20 protein-coding genes and 1 pseudogene are annotated in these 19,227 nt (G+C 33.7%); 3 read left to right on the top strand and 18 right to left on the bottom strand.

The features are described 5' to 3' along the window. Window positions 1-103: 103 nt before the first annotated feature. The 3 genes from D8M05_RS02675 to D8M05_RS02665 form a co-directional block, all read right to left on the bottom strand. The gene (locus tag D8M05_RS02675; protein WP_121128373.1) at window positions 104-625 is read right to left on the bottom strand and encodes a flavin-containing monooxygenase; all 522 of its coding nucleotides are present in this window, start codon (window positions 623-625) and stop codon (window positions 104-106) included. Between the two features lie 88 nt (window positions 626-713). Next, a complete protein-coding gene (locus tag D8M05_RS02670) occupies window positions 714-3,365 on the bottom strand; it encodes a heavy metal translocating P-type ATPase (protein ID WP_121128371.1) in 2,652 nt (883 codons plus the stop codon). A gap of 14 nt (window positions 3,366-3,379) precedes the next feature. Then, window positions 3,380-3,673: an ArsR/SmtB family transcription factor gene (locus tag D8M05_RS02665; RefSeq protein WP_379542974.1), complete on the bottom strand. Its 294-nt coding sequence runs from the start codon at window positions 3,671-3,673 to the stop codon at window positions 3,380-3,382. 169 nt (window positions 3,674-3,842) lie between these two features. On the opposite strand from D8M05_RS02665, the gene D8M05_RS02660 reads away from it, so the two are divergent. After that, the gene (locus tag D8M05_RS02660; RefSeq protein ID WP_183072685.1) at window positions 3,843-4,031 is read left to right on the top strand and encodes a DsbA family protein; all 189 of its coding nucleotides are present in this window, start codon (window positions 3,843-3,845) and stop codon (window positions 4,029-4,031) included. Window positions 4,032-4,057: 26 nt separating this feature from the next. Further along, window positions 4,058-4,468: pseudogene (locus D8M05_RS20500) on the top strand (disulfide oxidoreductase); the annotation flags it as partial. Between the two features lie 77 nt (window positions 4,469-4,545). On the opposite strand, the gene D8M05_RS20495 reads toward D8M05_RS20500, so the two are convergent. The 4 genes from D8M05_RS20495 to D8M05_RS02640 form a co-directional block, all read right to left on the bottom strand. After that, the gene (locus D8M05_RS20495) at window positions 4,546-5,691 is read right to left on the bottom strand and encodes a copper resistance D family protein (protein WP_245985160.1); all 1,146 of its coding nucleotides are present in this window, start codon (window positions 5,689-5,691) and stop codon (window positions 4,546-4,548) included. 14 nt (window positions 5,692-5,705) lie between these two features. Further along, a complete protein-coding gene (locus D8M05_RS02650) occupies window positions 5,706-6,332 on the bottom strand; it encodes a copper resistance CopC family protein (protein ID WP_121128365.1) in 627 nt (208 codons plus the stop codon). A gap of 196 nt (window positions 6,333-6,528) precedes the next feature. Then, entirely contained in the window at window positions 6,529-7,473 is a 945-nt protein-coding gene (locus D8M05_RS02645; protein WP_121128363.1) for a cation diffusion facilitator family transporter, read from the bottom strand. Between the two features lie 111 nt (window positions 7,474-7,584). Beyond that, window positions 7,585-7,911, bottom strand: coding sequence for an ArsR/SmtB family transcription factor (locus D8M05_RS02640; RefSeq protein ID WP_121128361.1), 327 nt, complete (start codon window positions 7,909-7,911; stop codon window positions 7,585-7,587). A gap of 199 nt (window positions 7,912-8,110) precedes the next feature. On the opposite strand from D8M05_RS02640, the gene D8M05_RS20490 reads away from it, so the two are divergent. After that, on the top strand, window positions 8,111-8,836 hold the full coding sequence (locus D8M05_RS20490; RefSeq protein ID WP_245985148.1) for a ZIP family metal transporter: 726 nt from the start codon (window positions 8,111-8,113) through the stop codon (window positions 8,834-8,836). A gap of 215 nt (window positions 8,837-9,051) precedes the next feature. On the opposite strand, the gene D8M05_RS02630 is transcribed toward D8M05_RS20490, so the two are convergent. The 11 genes from D8M05_RS02630 to D8M05_RS20075 all read right to left on the bottom strand — a co-directional run bounded on the left by D8M05_RS02630 (window position 9,052) and on the right by D8M05_RS20075 (window position 19,208). Continuing rightward, window positions 9,052-9,477 (bottom strand): FixH family protein, encoded by a 426-nt coding sequence (locus D8M05_RS02630; RefSeq protein ID WP_121128359.1) that lies wholly within the window; start codon window positions 9,475-9,477, stop codon window positions 9,052-9,054. A gap of 36 nt (window positions 9,478-9,513) precedes the next feature. Continuing rightward, complete coding sequence (locus tag D8M05_RS02625) at window positions 9,514-10,086, bottom strand: SCO family protein (protein WP_245985146.1); 573 nt, start codon at window positions 10,084-10,086, stop codon at window positions 9,514-9,516. Between the two features lie 410 nt (window positions 10,087-10,496). Beyond that, window positions 10,497-11,684, bottom strand: a complete 1,188-nt coding sequence (ccsB, locus tag D8M05_RS02620) for a c-type cytochrome biogenesis protein CcsB (protein ID WP_121128357.1) — start codon at window positions 11,682-11,684, stop codon at window positions 10,497-10,499. 37 nt (window positions 11,685-11,721) lie between these two features. After that, window positions 11,722-13,383, bottom strand: a complete 1,662-nt coding sequence (resB, locus tag D8M05_RS02615; protein ID WP_121128355.1) for a cytochrome c biogenesis protein ResB — start codon at window positions 13,381-13,383, stop codon at window positions 11,722-11,724. Window positions 13,384-13,573: 190 nt separating this feature from the next. Beyond that, window positions 13,574-14,278, bottom strand: a complete 705-nt coding sequence (locus D8M05_RS02610) for a cytochrome c biogenesis CcdA family protein (RefSeq protein ID WP_121128353.1) — start codon at window positions 14,276-14,278, stop codon at window positions 13,574-13,576. A gap of 30 nt (window positions 14,279-14,308) precedes the next feature. Beyond that, window positions 14,309-14,884 carry a thiol-disulfide oxidoreductase ResA gene (gene resA, locus D8M05_RS02605; protein ID WP_121128351.1) on the bottom strand — a complete coding sequence of 192 codons (576 nt, stop codon included), beginning with the start codon at window positions 14,882-14,884 and terminating at the stop codon, window positions 14,309-14,311. Between the two features lie 459 nt (window positions 14,885-15,343). Beyond that, window positions 15,344-15,772 carry a disulfide oxidoreductase gene (locus D8M05_RS02600; protein WP_379542969.1) on the bottom strand — a complete coding sequence of 143 codons (429 nt, stop codon included), beginning with the start codon at window positions 15,770-15,772 and terminating at the stop codon, window positions 15,344-15,346. 7 nt (window positions 15,773-15,779) lie between these two features. Continuing rightward, the gene (locus D8M05_RS02595; protein WP_121128387.1) at window positions 15,780-16,433 is read right to left on the bottom strand and encodes a DsbA family protein; all 654 of its coding nucleotides are present in this window, start codon (window positions 16,431-16,433) and stop codon (window positions 15,780-15,782) included. A 466-nt stretch (window positions 16,434-16,899) separates the two neighbouring features. Next, entirely contained in the window at window positions 16,900-18,276 is a 1,377-nt protein-coding gene (locus tag D8M05_RS02585; RefSeq protein WP_121128347.1) for a HAMP domain-containing sensor histidine kinase, read from the bottom strand. 1 nt (window position 18,277) lies between these two features. Continuing rightward, window positions 18,278-18,982 (bottom strand): response regulator transcription factor, encoded by a 705-nt coding sequence (locus D8M05_RS02580; protein ID WP_121128345.1) that lies wholly within the window; start codon window positions 18,980-18,982, stop codon window positions 18,278-18,280. A gap of 88 nt (window positions 18,983-19,070) precedes the next feature. Then, a complete protein-coding gene (locus D8M05_RS20075; RefSeq protein ID WP_183072684.1) occupies window positions 19,071-19,208 on the bottom strand; it encodes a hypothetical protein in 138 nt (45 codons plus the stop codon). Between the last annotated feature and the right edge of the window lie 19 nt (window positions 19,209-19,227).

Raw genomic sequence — 19,227 nt, 5'->3', positions numbered from 1 at the left:
TTCTCACTCAATATAATCACTCCTGATGTTTCCCCCTAACATGTCATTAGGGTTATTTTCTATCAAAAGTGGCTCAGTTTTCAATTGCTATGGTGGCTCACTTTTAAGTTACCATATACACACCACCCACAACTAAAACATTACCTTCTTTTAATTGAGAGGGGTTTTTATATTCAGATGAATGTAACTGAACTATATCCTTTGATAGTTTTTTTGCAAAGGCAGGAATTCTAGGCTTTTGAAAAGGACCAGTGGCTATTATGATATTTTCAGCTTTATATTCCATATGCTCCGTATAAATGGAAAAAGTCTTATTCATTTTTTGAACACTCGTCACGTTAGAATTAAATTTAATTGGTAAGTTAAAGGATTCCGCATAGACCTTCAGATATTGTGAGATTTCATCCTTTGTAGGAAAGTCTTGGGGATCCCCTATGAGTTCTAGCCCCGGTAACGAACTGAATGCTCTTGGGGTAAATAAAACTAAGGAATCATATCTCCTATCCCATACTTCTCCTGCTTCTTGACTTTTATCTAATATGAGGAATAAATGATTAAACTGCTTTAAGTAATAACCTACTGCAAGACCAGCTTGTCCAGCACCGATAACAATCGTATTGTACATTTCCACACACCCCATTGGTATACTATGTGTATATTAATTTAAAATGGTAAGCTTATCCAATCCATGCGATTGAATAGCTTACCTAAATTTACCCTTTAACCTTTAAAAGCCGTAGTGCATTTAAAATAACAATAACAGCAGCTCCAGTATCACTTAGCACAGCCATCCAAAGTGTAAGCCATCCCGGAAATATAAGAACTAATGCCACAAATTTTACTATTAATGAAAACCAAATATTTTGTTTAATAATCGCTAATGCTTTTCGACTCAACTTAACAGTATGTGGTAATTTTTCTAGATTATCAGCCATTAAAACGATATCAGCAGTCTCCATTGCTGTATCGGTTCCTGCTCCACCCATAGCAATTCCCAAATCGGATGTAGCAAGTGCCGGTGCATCATTTATACCGTCACCAACCATAGCAACTTTGTGACCCTCTTTTTGTAGTTGCCTAATCGCACCCACTTTATCTTCTGGTAATAATTCTGCAAAGTATCTATTGACATTTGTTTCATTCGAAATCATTTTAGCAGTACCCTCATTATCACCAGTTAACATGACGAGTTGGTTTATACCAACTTGTTTCAATCCATATAATGCTTTTACAGTAGTTGATCGAACGGAATCCGCAACAGAGATAATACCCATAATTTCTTGCTCTGTACCTATAATAACTACTGTTTTCCCCTGACTTTGTATTTTTTCTACTTTAGACCTAACATCATCTAAAGATACTTCTAGATCTTCAAATAGTTTTAGGTTCCCAGCATAATGAATGTCTCCGTTGATTGTTGCTTGAACACCCTTACCGACAATGTTTTTAAATAACTCTCCGTTTTTAGCCTGAACTCCCTTATCTTTGGCGTATTCAACAATCGTTTTTGCAATTGGATGTGTGGAATAATCCTCTAATGTAAATGCAAGTGATACTAATTCATCTTCAGAAGTGCTTATTGCTTCAATTCCGGTAACTTTTGGCTTTCCTTCTGTTAATGTTCCTGTTTTATCAAACGCAATGGCATTAATAGCACCTGCTTTTTCTAGGAACGTGCCACCCTTTATTAAGACACCATTCTTTGCAGCGTTTCCGATAGCAGAAACAATAGCAACAGGAGTAGATATAACAAGCGCACATGGACAAGCAACTACTAATAACGCAAGCCCTTTATACACCCACTCTCCCCAAGTACCAAATCCGAACAAGGGTGGTATCACAATGACTACTATTGCTAGCGCAAAGACAATCGGTGTATAAATACTCGCAAACTTATCAATAAATGCTTCAGTTGGAGCCTTTTGCTCCTGTGCTTCTTCCACCAAATGGATGATTTTTGATAGACTTGTATCTTCAACTAATTTGGTAACTTTCATTTCAATCGAACCACTCTCATTAATGGTCCCTGCATACACCGTATCTCCAATTAACTTATCAACTGGGATTGACTCTCCAGTGATTGGAGCCTGATTCACAGTCGTCTCACCTTGGATGATTTCACCATCTAACGGAATTCGATCACCGGGTTTAATAACAATAATTTGGCCAACGGAAACTTCTTCTACAGGTTTCTTAATTAATTCTGCCCCAACTCTTACCCATGCCTCTGACGGTGCTAAATCCATTAGATTACGGATAGATTTTCTAGTTTTTTCAATGGAGCTATTTTGCAGAACATTACCTAATGCAAATAACCATACAACCGTCGCTCCTTCAAACCATTCTCCGATTAATGCAGCTCCAATCGCTGCTGCAGACATTAAAACATTCATATCAAGAGAACGACTTTTTATTGCATAGTAGGCACTTTTCACTGGTTTATAACCACTGATAACCATTGCAATAGCATATAGAATGGTGGTCATGAGTGGAGATACACCAGTATAAGAACCAATAAATCCAAGCGCTATTAAAATACCAGAAAAGGTAATGAAGCCATAACCTTTTTTGTTTTTGGGAGTATCTGTAGATTTATCACGATTTGTAATTAGTGAAGCTTTATACCCTAGTTTCGATACTTCCGATACAATATCATCCACACTATTTTCATGCCCTATTTTCATCTTTCCGGTTGAAAAATTAACAGCAACCGTATTAACTGTTGGAATCTTATTTAAATGATTCTCAATACTTTTGGCACAACTACTGCAGTCCATTCCTACAACATCATAAGTTCTTAAATTTTTGTTTTGTACTAATGGTTCAGCAGTAAATCCGAGCTTATGGACTTCGCTTTCTATACTATCGAGAGACAATGCGTTATTTCCAATAATTTTCAATTTTGCAGTATTGTAATTTACTTTAGCCTCTTGAATGTAACTAAGTCTATTAAGCCCTTTTTCAATAGTTAATGCACAAGAAGGACAATCCATTCCATGTACCCGATATTCGATCTTATCACCCTTCATAGGAGTTGAATTAATGTTAGGTGTTTCATCATTCTTGCTGCAACAACTTGCTGTTTCAAATGTATTATCCTGTTCTTTGCTACTGCAACAAGAATTCACCTCTAAATCTTTGGATAGTTCTGAGCCACAACAATCGTTGGTCATTTCATTTTTTTCACTACTACAACAAGATGAATTAGTTGCAGTAATTGCTATTTCTTGAAATGAATTTTGGCCGCTGCAACAACTATCCTCCACTTCTTTTGTATCTGCCTTTTCAGTATTACTATTGCAACAGTCTTTATTATCCTCAATAGTTATCGGTTCTTCTTTTGAACTGCAACACTTATCTGCCATTTATTTCACCTCCATTAATCGATATGATTTTCACAACAAGCAATATCATTTTGAACATCCTCAAGCACCACATCAAACATGGATAATAAATCACGTACTAATTGATTACGCACGCGGTAATATACATATTTGCCATCTTGTCTTCCTACAATAAGTCCACAACCTTTTAAGCAAGTTAAATGCTGCGAAATGTTCGATTGATTGCCATTTAAATCGTCAACAATCTGAGTAACAGTTTTTTCATCCTCTTTTATACTTTCGAGAATTTGAATTCTCGTTTTATTTGAAAAGCCGTGTAAGAACTTCATTTTAGTATCGATATCAACTTTTATCACGTAACTTCCTCCTTATATTAGACATCACTAATATGATTTGTTATTATCATATTAGCAATTACTAATATGTGTGTCAAACTGTTATTTGTGAAAAGCATTTGAACAATACAGGATTATGCTTACCCTTAAAGGGGCTAGTGGAATGTCAGGCATTGATACTGAAAAATTTAAATCATCAATTGGGAGTAATTCAGAAATGGCCGAGGTAAATAAAGATACAGAATTGGTAACAGAATTCGATGTCCAACTCACACCAACGATCATGGTTAACGAAATAATGATTGAAGACCCATTTGACTATGAGGCTATTAAAGATGCTATGGATAAATAACTAGAGGAAAATTAGGATATGAAAAAATAGATATTTCACAACTAGCTCTTTATATAGCTGGGCTAGTTTCAGTTGTTGCAACACTTGGAAGTCTTTATTTTATTGAAATAAGAGTTTTTGTTCCATGCGAACTTTGTTGGTATCAGCGAATTCTTATGTACCCATTATCTTTGATTCTTGGAATAGCAACATTTCAAAATGATAGGTCTGTTAAAAAGTATGTGTTACCAATAGCAGTCATTGGCTGATCTATTTCTCTTATTCACTATTTAGAGCAGAAAGTTCCGGGGTTTGCAGCAATAAAACCGTGAGCTAATGGGGTTCTCTGTAGTGCTGAATATATTAATTGGTTTGGATTTGTTACAATACCATTTTTGGCATTAGTTGATTTCACCCTAATTATCGTATTTATGCTATTTATTAAGAGTCCAAAAAACAATAACAAAAAGGTTGCAATTCCATATATATGTGAATTGCAACCTTTTTACATTTTCCGCATTCTCATATTTCCAGCTTACTCAACACCTAGCATTATTCCAACATATATAGATAGGGCCAATAATAATGCAGAGAATGTAGAAATAAAAACTGAATTCCTTTTAATTGCAGCAAAAATGGTTAATACCATAAATATTAAACCTAATCCAAATAACAAGTAACTCTCCATCCCAAAGAAAACCGATACATTAAAGATGTCTGAACTACTAGCATTTTGAATTACATTTACAATTTCCCCATCATATAAAGTTTCAAAAAGAGGTGAAGCCCCTTCCGTTACTAACAACATATAGATTTGATGTGGTGGCCATGACTGTCCCATAAATGCTGTCAATCCAAACACAATTAATGCATAAGCACTTTCCGCCCTTGTCCATTTTAGAGGATTAAATGATTCTTGACTACTTTTTCTCCTAAACAGAATTCCATTAATGAATGCAAAAAGAACTAATGAAATAATAAATATATGTTTTATTAATAGCGCTTGTCCGTAATTCACGATAAGGCCATTTTGGTATTCTTGTAAAACAGTTGCATTTGGATCATCATATGAATTAATATCAATTTCCATTGTAAAATATCCAGCCACAATAGTAATTGCAAGGCAGATGATTGCAACAGGAGTAAACCACTTTAGGAATGCTAACCAATTATTTTTATTTTTGGAGAACCAACTTACTACAAATAATATACCAATCCAAACAGTTACCGAAAGAAAATGTAGTGAATGGAAGAGAAATCCTTGCCATTCTGTAATCGATGCGGCATGACTTGACCTTGTATACCCAAAAAGCATTAGTAAGGTAAGAACCATAGCCCATGTGATTAGATGTATTTTTGAATTAAAATTCCTAGCTAGTAATACACAAATTAAAATAATAGATACAAAAGACATAAACAACCATGCTTTTCCTATTTCAAATGTAAGCACAACATTTTTTAAAACTAACCAGAAGTCATAATCACCAGCCAATATTTTGGCGGTTTGAAAAATTGGTAGAAAAGCAGCTATTGGTATGATAACTGTAGCTAAATAAAGAACTTTCTTTGGGATGTGAATAGTCGGTCTTTTATTTTCTGAAACTAAGATTAGGATAAAATATCCGATTAGCATGGAAAAACAAATATATAATAAAAACTCAGTTAATGAAATTAATAGCATAAAGCACCTCCCTCTTATTTCTTCCGTTTACCAAACAACATCCATACTACTAACAAGATACCAACGATAATTAGGAATATAATAATTACAGATAAAGCGGAAGTTTGCTCACTATCATTGCTTGTTTGTTGTTCTGGTGTTGTCTGCTTCTCTGAGTCTTGATTTATTTCATTTCCACTTTCTTCATCACTATTAAGATTCGCATTATTTGAACTACTATCAGTTTGTTCGTCTTTGATTTGGGTTACATTTTCTTCTGACTGATTAGTTTCAGATCCCTTTACAGTAAAAGAATATTGATTTTCAATAAGATGGCCATCTGCACCAATTACTTTCCAATTAACCTGGTATGTACTGGCCTCAAGTGAATTCTGAAATGTTGCTTTGAGTACGTTATCCGTAATATCAATAGACGGTGGTTGTATTTCTTCCCCAGTATCATTTATAAGAAAGAGTGTACTCCCATTTTCAATTTTGGTGTTGAAAGATAGTTCTATACTTTTTAGATTTTCGTCTAGTTCTTCTCCCTCTGCTGGCGTGGATTCTTCTAGTACAGAATGTGCATTTACCATACTAAATGGGAGCAGACTAAACACTACTAAAGCAACAAATAATAAATGATATCCCCCTATTTTAATCATAGAATCTTCCTTTCCCTAATTCATTATATTACCTATACCGAATCATAGCATTAACAGTATAAAAGATAACTACCCTGTCCAAATTGTAAGCAAATCGTCATAATATAACCTTAAAAAATAATGAAAGTTATTGACAAAAAGTAAGCCTCCATTAAATTAAAATGCAGGCTACTTAATTTATCAAGTCCAATTAATTCTAATGATCATGGTTATGTGCAGAAGATTCCTGAGAATTTTGACACAATAATGAGTCTTCATGAGGATGGTCATTATTTTCCATCTGAATGGTTACGTGACCAATACCTTGATGCTCAAGTTCATGTTCTAGTTTTCTCAAAATGTTTTGGCTTTCATAAACAGATAAATTCCCGTCTACCACTGCGTGGCATGAAAGAGCATTTTGCCCACTAGTAATACTCCAAACGTGTAAATCATGAATATTTATTACACCATTGACATTTTCCATTGTTTTAGCGATATTATTCAAATCAACATTCTTGGGAGTCCCCTCCATTAATACGTGTACGGCATCCTTTGTTACTCGCCATCCACTTATCAATACAAGTACTGCCACTATAACACTTGCTAGTGGATCAGCCCAACCCCAACCAAAGAACATTATTAACAATGCTGCAGCGACCGCCCCAACAGAACCTAGTAAGTCACCTATCACATGAAGAAAAGCAGCACGTAGGTTTAAGTTTTCTTCTGTATCACCACGCATTAATATCCATGCAACAAAAATATTTACTAATAAACCGATTGAAGCAATAATTAACATTCCAGTCGATGCAACTTCAGGTGGATTTTGAAACCGTTGAAATGCTTCATAAAAGATATATATTGCAATTAAAACGAGAGTCACCCCGTTAAAAACTGCGGCTAAGATTTCAAAACGTTTATACCCATAGGTTTTACTATAGTTTGCAACCTTTTCCCCTAATGTAAATGCAAGCAACCCTACTCCAAGGGATATAGAGTCACTTAACATATGTCCTGCATCAGATAATAATGCAAGACTGTTGGTTATAAATCCACCTACGGCTTCAACAATCATATATGCTGTAATAATGATAAAACTTATCAATAGTGCCTTTTTGTTTGCCCCATGTGTATGGTCATGTCCATGATTGTGTCCCAATTGTATAACCTCCTACTTTTGATAGAGAGAGCATATATTTATATATGCTCATATAACAAGCTTAATTGCGCATATTAGTATTTCATAATCCTTATTATAGGTTATGAAATACTAATTATGACAGGCGTGTTCTATGGTTTGTTTAAGCATATTCATTACGTGTTCATCATCATGCGAGTAGTATAAGGTTGTCCCTTCCCTACGATATTTTACTAAGCGTAAATTTTTCAAAAAACGTAATTGATGTGAAACAGTGGATTGCCTAAGATGTAAGGTTTCTGCAATTCTATTTACAGAAAATTCTTTGTGAAACAATAAGTTAAGAATCCGTATTCTTGTTGGATCACCCAATGCTTTAAAAGTTTGTGATACTACAAATAATGTTTCTTCATCCAAGTCCTTTTTGTCTATCTCCACCTGTTCCTTCTTGTCTTCCATAAAAGTTCTCCCCCTTTTTAATTAGTATGTATAACAATTAATAAATAAACTTTATAATAATTGAACTACTATATGTATATATTAGTATATGTTCATATTTTATATATATAATAAATAATTGTCAATCCGTAATAAACAGTATAATCATTAATCGGTAACAATATAAAATAAGAGACAACCTTTTTTAAGGAGCGATTATATGGATACAACTTGGATAATTAGTGCGTTCGCCTCAGCTCTTGGTATTAGTGTTGGTGGTGGACTTGCATGGTTAATGAAAGGCTTCCATAGGGGATTTAGCTTTATTTATTCATTGTGTGCTGGACTAATAGTAGGGTTATTGTTTCTTGAAATGATTCCTGAGAGTATTGAATTAGGTGGTTGGATAATTCTTGCCGTTGGGGTTACATTAGGCTTGTTACTATTTCAATACATTCACCAATTAATGAATAAAATTACGATCATCACTAATAGTCATCAAAAAGACATTTTTGTTCGTTCCGGAGTGCTTTTAGCCTTTAGCATTGCATTTCATAATTTTCCGGTTGGTATTGCACTTGGGCCAACAATGGGTACAGAATTAGGTGCTTTAATGCTAACAACACTAGTCCTGCATAACATACCAGAAGGAATAATTGTTTTTACCCCATTGTTTCTAGCCGGATTTGGAATACTTACTTGTGTGTTTATCACAGCCATTATTACATTACCACTTGCTTTAGGGACATTACTAGGGCAATTATTTAATTTTGGAATGTCCCCCTTACTTGCCTTTATGATAAATCTATCCATTGCTATCATTTTTATGGTTGCAGTAAAAGAAATCTTCGGTGAAGCGGTTAAGAATTCTACTTTGCTGTATTCTTCAATCGTTGGTTTGTTTGGATTTGGAATTATTTATTTGTACATAAACCTTTCATTATAGTGGAAGAATGTATCCAATAGGAAATGTACCTAACCTTAACACTTTTCCTTAACCTGAACCCGCAAACAATAGAAGATAATATTGTGTAACAAAAGTGGCCACTACAGTCATAATGTAATAAAATAACCCATCTCTTCCATTTATGACTAGAGAGATAGGTTATTTTTGTTACTATCTATTAATTATCCACATGATTTCACGCTCTCATGGAGTACTTATTCTTGATCATCACTTGTACCCTCACCAATTGTTATAGACTTTTTAGGCATTGTATGTAAATCCCTTGCTGTCGTGTGAGCATACATTTCATAGATCCCCTCTGTATCAAAAGTTACGTCAGCAGAATACGTGCCATCCCCATTATTATTGGATTTGATCTTTGTACTATCTTCTTCGTTTCCTTTTTCCCAATATTCAAATTCGACTTCATCTGCGTCTGTTACTCTTTCGTCACCATATGTAACTATAGCCTTCAATTCTATTGTTTCACTAATATTAGCCTTATCTGGAACTTGGAATTCAACTTCAAGCATTTTTAGTTCATCTGTTTCCTGTTCGTTCCCATTTTCGGTTCCATTTCCACATGCAGCTAATAGCCCTATTAATAAAACGAACATTGATATACCTATTTTTATTCTCATTTCTATAATCCTCCGATTTTGAATCATTGATTTTGATTATTTAAGTACTATTTTAAGATCATTAATAATTTGTTCTATCGACTCAATTTCGACACCTTTGTAATTTTTAACGACCTCCCCTTCTGGATTTACTAAATAGAATCTAGTACCATGCATTACTTGATTAGAACCTTCTGGTGGTTTTTCCAAAGCGGACATAAACGAGTTTACCGATAATTCCTTAATAGTTTGAAAATCATAGCCTGTTAAAAAAGCCCAATTTTCTAAATCAGCCTGATAGCTTTCTGCATATTCCTTTAAGACTTCCGGTGTGTCGTACTCAGGATCAACGCTAAATGATATAAGTTGGGCATCCAAATTTTCTTCTTTCATTTTGTCTTGAAGTTTAGACATATTAGATGTCATTGGCAAGCAGACTGTTGTACAGTTTGTAAAAATAAAATCTGCAATCCACCATTCCCCTTTCAATTCTTCTAAGGACAGTGTTTCTTGATCTTGCGTTGTAAACTCGAAACCCATCACCTGTTTTGACATATTTGTTTCAAGTTCTTGACCACAAGCAACTAGAAAAATGGTAAGAACAACCATTAGAATTCGTAAACGCTTCAATATATGTCCACCTTTCTATGCATTTATAACCTCATTTTTTCTAGTTAATCAGTAAAATCCATTTCGTTTTTCCTTAAAAATTTAGTAGTTAATTCACTAATAAATGTTATATATAAAACAATTATCAATTTTCAATTATATAAAAATAAATGATTATAATATAGATTAACTATAATTCTTCTTTTTAGTTAAATTAATTGTACTTACTAGGAATACAAATATACTTATACAAAAGGTAAACCTACATTTTTGTATATTTATAGGGCCTTAGAATGTCTTAGCCTTTATAATTTTCATAGTTTGTCCGTTAATAAGGAAATTTTATATAAAACATCAGAACTTAAAGTTATAATACTTCTGTATTTAGCCATAACACAATATATAGTTCCAAAGCAACAGGTATAACCTCTTTATGCATAGGAATGCAATCCAGCTATAACTAGGTTTACTACAATTAAATTAAACATAATAATTCCGAATCCGATTACCGCTAACCAAGCAGACTTCTTACCATGCCATCCTCGTGATAGACGTAAATGAAGGTAGGCTGCATAGAAGAACCAAGTTACTAATGCCCACACTTCCTTCGGGTCCCAACCCCAAAATCTCCCCCAAGCAGCTTCGGCCCAAATAGAAGCGAAAATTAAACCACCTAGAGTAAACACTGGAAATCCAATTGCTACTGAGCGATATTCTATTTCATCAAGTAAGTCAGACTTTATATTTTTAAGTAGTGGCTGTATAGCTGCTCCAACACGCTTTCTTATTATAAGTCTAGTAATAAGATATATAATGGACCCTGTAATCACTGACCATATCACAGTGTTAAATTTTCGCCCTGAATCACTTCCTTGAAACCATGCGGGTGTTTCAAACCATGGTTCCATCACACCTTCTGTAAGGAGCATCCCCTCATTTGGGGCGGCAATGGCAGGTAGGTGATACTCCGTCGTATAAATCTGGCTATCCGTTGAATGCTCAAATGTAACATTATAGTTTGATATATTAAAGGTAGTTGTAATTACAACAAACCCAATAAATACAAATAAAAGATAAAGTATAGATTCAAGCCATACTCGGCTCTTGCTTTTTACCGATTGGTCCACTTCCTTGATAAGATACATTAATCCTACAACAAAGCTAATACCTAGAATTCCCTGACCCAAACCAACAGTGGTAACATGAATATACAACCAGTGGCTTTGAAGTGAAGGCACTAAAGGGGCTAATTCCTTTGAAAACATACTTCCATAAGCTATGATAATCATTGCAATAGGTAATGCAAAAAGGCCTAGAAAACTTAGCTTGTAGTACGCATAAATAATGATAAAACCAAGTACGAGTGACATTCCTAAGAATGTTAAAAACTCAAACATATTACTAACCGGGGCATGTCCGCTAGCAATCCATCTTGTTATGAAATAAACTAGCTGTGCTAAAAAACCGATTACCGTTATAGTAATACCAATCTTACCTGCAATTCCTTTTTTATGTTTTTTTCTTTTATCCCTGATTGTTGCCCCGAAGAAGAAGGTTGCAATTAAATAGAGTATAAACGCTATATATAGAGCCATACTACTTATATTTTGTAGATCCATAAAGATTTACCCTCCTTATTTTAAAAGAATGCATCCCTTAATGTTTTTCCTTTTCATCTAATTCCTGCTGATCAACTACCATCTTGATATCTGTATTTTCTAAAACCGTTTCTATGTCTTTTTTTATGCCAAACCAGTTTTTATTAGTATGTGCTGCCATCAGTAATCCCCCATCTTTTGTGCGATTTATCCAAATTCTTCGATGCTGCCAGTACATCCCTTGAATAACACCTACCATGAATATAGCAGCACCAAGACCAAAGAACGGAAGAGACCGATCATATCTAAAAGCCAAGCCACTTACATCATGCATTTCAAAATCAATAATCCCCAATTTATATTCATTTTCTTCTGTTGGGTCAATATTTTTTCCTATTCCCAGAAAACTAACTTCAGCTGTATCACTTTCGGGTGGATATACCAATAATACAAAGGCAGGGTTTCTTGGGAAATTCGTTTCTGATGCTGGTACACCATTATCATCTAGATAGTAATCAGGGTAATATTTATCTAAAACTATTCTAAACCCATTATCTAGAATAAATTCGGACTCTGGTTCCATTAAATCCACCGTGAAAGCACCTAATTCTTCCTCTTTTGAATCATTTGTTTTATAAATTTTAAATGTCATACTTGAAAATTCATTTAGTTGATACCCAGACTGAAATAATTTATAGCCTTCAAATTCCAACGGCTGATTCATTTGAATAGATTCTTCAGCAATCGGCTCTAATTTTGGTTCAGCACCAGGAATAGGTCTCGCTGCCTTATAAATAATAACATCGGATTGATAGTTACTCACTACCGTCCCTACTTGTTCTAAAGCTTCTTTAAACCTTTCATCACTTTCATCATTTTCATCATATGTTTCGAGTATGAAGTCCTTATTTTTAATATAATACTCTCCGTCCGTACCAGGTAAAACTGTTGTTTCACCTTCTCGTACCCAGACATATTCATCCATATAAAAAATAGGGGTAAATCGAAGGATAGCAGCTAATAGAATAATAATTAACCCTATATGATTGACGTATGGACCCCATCTGGAAAATCTTCCTTTTTCCGCTAGTATATGTCCATTTTCTTCCGCAATTTTATAACATCGTTGTCTTAATTTATTCTTAACACTTTCTACCTCACTATCTGTTACCTTTTCAGTTTCACTATATAAACGTTGTCTGCTCAAAAATGATTTATGTTTTTTCGGTTTTTGATTTCGCAATGCTTTGAACAAAGGGACGAATCGGTCTAAACTGCAAATAACAAGTGATACTCCGATTAATGCAATCAAAATCATATACCACCACGAAGAATAAAGATTGTGGAATCCCAACTGGTAAAAAATGAGGCCTAAAATTCCATATTGTTCCTCATAAAAAACTGCAGGATTACGATTTGGTGCATCTGGAGGTATGTACATTTGCTGTGGGAATATGGTTCCAAGCATAGAAGCTATTAAAGCTAATATGATTAACCAAACCCCGACCTTTACAGAAGAGAAAAAACTCCATATTCGATCAACAAATGACTTGGTATACGTTTGTGAACGACGAGCCGTCCCTTCATACCGCATATTTAATAATTTTTTCCCCTCGTTACCGTCTATATGTTGATTTCCTGCAACAGGTTTTCCACAGGACTCACATAGAACTGTACCAAACGGGTTCACATGACCACATTCACATTTTACTTTACTCATCATTAATCCCTCACAGTAGTAATAAAACCTTTCCTCAAACCCTCATAATACTAATCTCGTAAATTCTTTTAATTTAAGTTTATTACCAATTAGAAAAGTAATATATAAATCTATCAACAACAGTTTTTTCCTTACATAAAAATTACTCTATCGGTACTCCACCTCTCCTTTATAAAAGTTCAAGTGAATTTTAGAAACCATAAAAACCAAACCATCCAGCCAAGAACGAGGTTAATTTAGTCATCCAATCAAAAAATAGAGCAATCCCCATGAAAATCATAATATATCCACCAATTTTCACTAGTTTGAGACTATGTTTCTTAATCCACTTTAATTTGCCAATAAAGAATGCTAATAATAGAAACGGAATAGAGAAACCTAATACATAACTTATCATCATCACCATACCAATATCAGGGTTTGTTGCAGCTAACGATAATACAATAGCTAAAATCGGTCCAGTACAGGGAGTCCAACCTAAAGAAAATGCCATTCCTATAACAAATGATCCAAAATATCCCCCTGGGCGATTTTTAAAACTTATTTTTTTGTCTTTCATTAAAAATTTAAAATTAAAAACCCCTACAATTACTAGCCCAAAGAAAATAATCAAAATCGCACCCATCTGCCTAATCAAACTCTGATAAGTTAACAAAAACTCGGATACAAAGGATGTGGTAAAACCAAGCATAATAAAAATACTTGAGAAACCAAGTAAAAATAGGATGGTATGTAAAAGAGCTTTTTTGTTCATCTTTTTACTATCTTCTTTTATCTCATTTACGCTCATTCCAGTTATGTAAGATAAAAAAGCTGGATATAGTGGTAATACACAAGGTGAAATAAAAGATAGAAAACCAGCTCCAAAAGCTAGAAAAATGTTTATTTCATCCAAAACATAACCTCCTTATTTAAAATTCACTACTTATTGTTTTGGCAAGATTTCTTGTAAATATCCTTCCAAACTCTCTAATGTAAGGGCGCCAATCACTGTTCTTTCAATGTCCCCATCGGGATTAATAAAAATTGTACTTGGGATAGGTCCTATTTTATATAAATCCCTAACTTCACCTGTTTTATCATGTGGAATAGGAAAGGTTAAATCGTACTTATCTATAAAACCATCTACAACTAATTCTGTATTATCCAAACTTACTGCAATTATTTCAATACCCTTCTCTTTATATTCAGGATAAAGTGCTTGCATATAAGGCATTTCTTCTTCACACGGCTTACACCAAGTTCCCCAAAAATTAAGCATTACTCCCTGCCCTTTAAAATCACTAAGTTTGACAGATTCTAATTCATTATTTTTATTAATTTGATTTAATGCGAAATCAGGAGCTTCATCTCCTACTTGATATACAGTTTTATCTGCTTGTAAATTTGAGACTAAAGCAAAGACTATAGCACCAACTAATACAGCTAGAGTCATTGTTCTAAAAATTAAGCGGTTTCTTTTTTTTCTACTTTTTCTATTTTTAATTTCATCTAGACTCATAATTACACCCCTTATAAAAATTTATTAAATACTTTAATAATACAGATTAGTAATTCAAACCTTTCTGCAGACGTTAAACCTTAACATACCATGAGTATGTGCGGAAATTATGAAGTTTTTAATATGTCACAAAATGGTCACAACTTATCCAAATATCATTGTCCAGATATTAATTGCTATTAAAATTTCCGTCAATAAACCACTGTTTTTTACCACTGTTTCCTTTTCTATTTTTTCGACAAAAAAAGCAAACCAACTTATCGTTATATGGCTTGCTTTCAACTATTGTGACAATTATTATGGTATTTTTCGGTAAAAAATATTAGAAAAGTATCATTTGTTTGTACATTTAAGGAAAACTAAATTTAAAGAAGGATTTTTTAAATAAAAAGTCATACTTCTATGTTGAACAGATTATATTGAACCCAATTGTTAAAATTCCCCAACATATAGATACATTTATTTACTAATATTCGTTTTCTTGATTAATAACATGAAAATTATAATAAGAGTAAAGGCTGTTAAAGCCAAAAATGGAATGGTTATGAATCCGAACCAATTAATATACTGCATGTTACAGGGGACACCACTCGTGCATGGTTTTATTGCCGCAAAACCGGGTATTTTCTGTTGCATATAGTGAAAAAGTGAAATAAACCAACCTATTACCGCCATTGGAAGGACATACTTCTTGACCGTAGAATCACTGTTGAAGGAAGCAATTCCTAACATTAGAGCCAATGGATACATTAGAATCCGCTGATACCAACATAGTTCACAGGGGATAAATCCCCGTATTTCACTAAAATACAGACTTCCAAGGGTTGCAACTACCGAAACTATCCACGAAAAATAAAGAAATAGCTGTTTACTGTTAATTTCACTCATAAATTAATTATCCTTCCAATTCTTGTTCAATAAGATTCTTAATTGCCTCATAATCAAATGGATCTTCAACCATAATGTCATTTACCATTATGCTAGGCGTCATTTGAACATTAAAATCTTCTACTAGTTCAACATCTTTATTTACTTCTTCAATTTTAGACTGTTCTTCTAATGCAAGTTCCAATTCCTCTATATCAATGGTTTGTATTTCATTTGCTACCTCAAGAATCTTATCAACGGTTACCCATTGGTTATCGTGATTTGAACTCGGCTGTTCAGCAAACAGGGCGTTATGAAAATCCCAATAAGCATCAGGGTTTTGATCAAGAACAGTTTCAGCTGCCAAAGAGGCTAATGTGGATTCTGTACCGTGGAACGGAGTATTAATATAAGAAAACCTCACTTCTTCTGTGTCGATATAATCATTTGTCAATTGTGGGAAAATCGTTTCCCCCCAAGCTTTACAGGCTGGGCATTTAAAGTCTCCGAATTCCACTACGGTTACCAAGGCATCATCTTCATCATCTTCTCCTAAAACTGGTTGTCCTTCAATATCTGGTTGTTCTGTATACGTTTCTTTTTCTGAGTTATCATTGGTTAATACAACTAATGCAACTCCTAATAAAAAGACTAATGAAGTTATAATCACTACTATTTTCATTGTTGAATTTTTATTTTTCACAAAGCATCTCTTCCCATCGTATTGATTTATATTCGTTCCTAATTAAATATTAATTCTAATTTTATATTGCTTCGATGAATAACCTCTTTATTGAGGTATCCAGTTAACAAACATCCTAAAACTCAACCAAACAAAGATAAAACTAGTAATAAGGGTTAATAATAAAATAAATACAACATTTCTCCCTTTCATATTATCCACCTTTCTGTATCATAGAGGAAAGAAAAACTTCTTATTTATTTTTTTCTCCCAATTAAAATTATTACATATAAAGCGCCTATTACTAATCCAGGGAATCCTATCCAGAAACAGATGTGCATAAATGTTGTCACATAATATCTAATCGAACCACTTCCCCACATTGTTGCACAGATAGTCAGACAGACTAATCCAATCACTATCAGGATTACAGCTAAAAACCATTCTATTTTTTTCATATTCGTCTCTACTCCACTCTTGGGAAGCTTAATTCAAATTTCGTTCCTTTATTTCTCTTGCTACTTACCGTTATATTCCCATCTTGGATCTCAACTAAGTTCTTAACAATTGCTAACCCCAGTCCTGTTCCTCCATAATCCCTTGAGCGAGATTTTTCAACACGATGGAAACGCTCAAAAACAAGAGGAAGGTCTTCTTCGGGAATTCCAATACCAGTATCCTCAATGACTATATGTACGTTATTTTTAGTCCCCCATACTTTCATACAAATAGAGCCTTTTTCCGTATATTGAATGGCATTTACTAATAAATTAATAAAAATCTGCTCTACTCGGATACCATCAGCATATATGAGTAAATCAGACTTCCGATTTATTTCAGTAACTAGCTTTAAACCCTTCTTCTCAAGTTCTATTTTTATTTTCAATATCGATGTTTCCACAATTTCTAGAAGATTAACTGTTTCCCTCTGAAGATTTGCTTGGCCTTCTTCCATTTTTGATAAATCAAATAAATCATTAATCAGTCTTAAAATATGATCTGATTCAGTTTCAATAATGGTTAAGTATTGCTGTTTTTCTTCTTCTGTTTTATAAAGATTGTTTTTTAATGCGTTTGCATATCCCTTTAGGTATGTTATTGGAGTCCGTAATTCGTGGGAGATATTTGCGAAAAGCTCGCTTCGGTTCGTTCTATATTCATTTGTTTCCACCGCAAGATCATTAATCGCTTTACCCAAAGAACCTAATTCATCATTTGGTATCGTATTTACACGTATATCTAAGTTCCCTCTCGCTATCTCTCTTGTTGCTCGTTCCATTTCTATCAAAGGCTTTGACATTTTTCTGGCCAGAAAAAAGGTAATTCCAAGACCTACAAAAAAAGCTCCTACTGCCGATAAAATTAATAAGTCCCTGATCTTATGAGCTGGTTCATGGGCATCATCAACAGAGGTCAAAACAAAAAAAGAACCCTCAAAAGTATCAGAGAATACAATTGGATGACCATAGCTAAGGTAGGTATTACTTGTTTCTCTATCCTCAAAGTTTTTTTGGACAGACTTACCTTTTGATAGGTGTCTAAGTTCATTGTTAGTTAAAGGAATTTGAATACCAGTGTGTGCAATGACTTCCCCAATTGCATTCGTTATATATATATCCTTATTGGTAAAATAGGCCAGACTTTTAAACATATTTATCATCGCATCGTCATCGAGTGACGTTATCGAACTTGCATATTTGTGAGAAAGTTCACTAATCTCCTCTGTTATTTGATTATAATAGAAATTCGAAAATATCTTATCAGCCACAAAACCCAATGGTAATAACACCGCTAAGATTAGTCCCATCATAATTATGCCAAGCTTCAGAACAATTCTATTCATGTTAGGATTTATCCTCTTCTTTACTGAAAAATCTATAACCTACTCCCCAGATTGTTTTGATCGGGTTATAGGAAAGTCCAGACTTTCGAAGTTTTTCACGAATATTTTTGACGTGTGTATCAATAGCTCTAGAATCTCGAAATTCATTAATAGACCAAATTTTATCTAATATATTTTCACGAGTAAACACCCTTTTCGGTTGACTAGCGAACAAATAAAGAATATCAAATTCCTTTGGCGTTAATTCTATTGGTGTATCTTTTACCATTACAGTTCTACTATCAATTTGAATTGAGAAATCGGAATAATTCAGCGCCGAAGCATCTATTTCTACATTAACCATCTTCTGTCGACGTATCATGGCTGTTATTCTAGCAACCAGTTCTTCGGGAGCAAATGGTTTAGTTAAGTAATCATCAGCCCCAATATTCAATCCATAAACTCGATCTTTAATATCACTTCGAGCAGTTAACATAAGAATGGGTATGCTTTTTGTTTTTCTAACTGTTTTACACACTTCCCAACCATCAATATCAGGTAACATGATGTCTAAAATAATCAAAATATAGTTTTCCTTATCTATCATTTTAAGGGCTTCTTGACCACTCTTAGCTTCGTCAATATCAACATCTAATCTAGATAAATGAATTTTTATCAGATTTCTCATATTCCATTCATCATCTACTAGTAAAATTTTATCCTTCATATGCAAACCTCATTTACTTTATCCGGAAACCTCATATAGTATTAGCATTATCAACCTTTACGAATCATTTTAATATGTTTCGAAATTATTAATGTAGTCCATTAAATATACTAGTAGAAGGTTCTAAGTCAAACTTTTCCATAATATCCTGAGTCAAAAACCAACCAATAGCTAAAACAACAATAGTAAAAATAATTAGAATAAGTACAACTATTTTTCCTTTCATACGATTGCCTCCACTTTTT

It is taken from the genome of Oceanobacillus bengalensis (assembly GCF_003628445.1).
GTDB classification, from domain to species: domain Bacteria; phylum Bacillota; class Bacilli; order Bacillales; family Amphibacillaceae; genus Oceanobacillus; species Oceanobacillus bengalensis.
Note: the sequence above shows the minus strand (reverse complement) of the source record. Positions and strands in the feature narration are given on the sequence as shown.

Bases quoted from the DNA above. Each gene is read 5' to 3' on its own strand.
- D8M05_RS02640 (WP_121128361.1), bottom strand. From the start codon at position 7,911: ATGGAAGACAAGAAGGAACAGGTGGAGATAGACAAAAAGGACTTGGAT.
- D8M05_RS20495 (WP_245985160.1), bottom strand. From the start codon at position 5,691: ATGCTATTAATTTCATTAACTGAGTTTTTATTATATATTTGTTTTTCC.
- D8M05_RS02630 (WP_121128359.1), bottom strand. From the start codon at position 9,477: ATGAGAATAAAAATAGGTATATCAATGTTCGTTTTATTAATAGGGCTA.
- D8M05_RS02675 (WP_121128373.1), bottom strand. From the start codon at position 625: ATGTACAATACGATTGTTATCGGTGCTGGACAAGCTGGTCTTGCAGTA.
- D8M05_RS02600 (WP_379542969.1), bottom strand. From the start codon at position 15,772: ATGAGTGAAATTAACAGTAAACAGCTATTTCTTTATTTTTCGTGGATA.
- D8M05_RS20490 (WP_245985148.1), top strand. From the start codon at position 8,111: ATGGATACAACTTGGATAATTAGTGCGTTCGCCTCAGCTCTTGGTATT.
- D8M05_RS02665 (WP_379542974.1), bottom strand. From the start codon at position 3,673: ATGAAGTTCTTACACGGCTTTTCAAATAAAACGAGAATTCAAATTCTC.
- D8M05_RS02595 (WP_121128387.1), bottom strand. From the start codon at position 16,433: ATGAAAATAGTAGTGATTATAACTTCATTAGTCTTTTTATTAGGAGTT.
- ccsB (WP_121128357.1), bottom strand. From the start codon at position 11,684: ATGGATCTACAAAATATAAGTAGTATGGCTCTATATATAGCGTTTATA.
- D8M05_RS02670 (WP_121128371.1), bottom strand. From the start codon at position 3,365: ATGGCAGATAAGTGTTGCAGTTCAAAAGAAGAACCGATAACTATTGAG.
- resA (WP_121128351.1), bottom strand. From the start codon at position 14,884: ATGAGTCTAGATGAAATTAAAAATAGAAAAAGTAGAAAAAAAAGAAAC.
- resB (WP_121128355.1), bottom strand. From the start codon at position 13,383: ATGAGTAAAGTAAAATGTGAATGTGGTCATGTGAACCCGTTTGGTACA.
- D8M05_RS02580 (WP_121128345.1), bottom strand. From the start codon at position 18,982: ATGAAGGATAAAATTTTACTAGTAGATGATGAATGGAATATGAGAAAT.
- D8M05_RS02650 (WP_121128365.1), bottom strand. From the start codon at position 6,332: ATGATTAAAATAGGGGGATATCATTTATTATTTGTTGCTTTAGTAGTG.
- D8M05_RS02660 (WP_183072685.1), top strand. From the start codon at position 3,843: ATGTCAGGCATTGATACTGAAAAATTTAAATCATCAATTGGGAGTAAT.
- D8M05_RS02585 (WP_121128347.1), bottom strand. From the start codon at position 18,276: ATGAATAGAATTGTTCTGAAGCTTGGCATAATTATGATGGGACTAATC.
- D8M05_RS20075 (WP_183072684.1), bottom strand. From the start codon at position 19,208: ATGAAAGGAAAAATAGTTGTACTTATTCTAATTATTTTTACTATTGTT.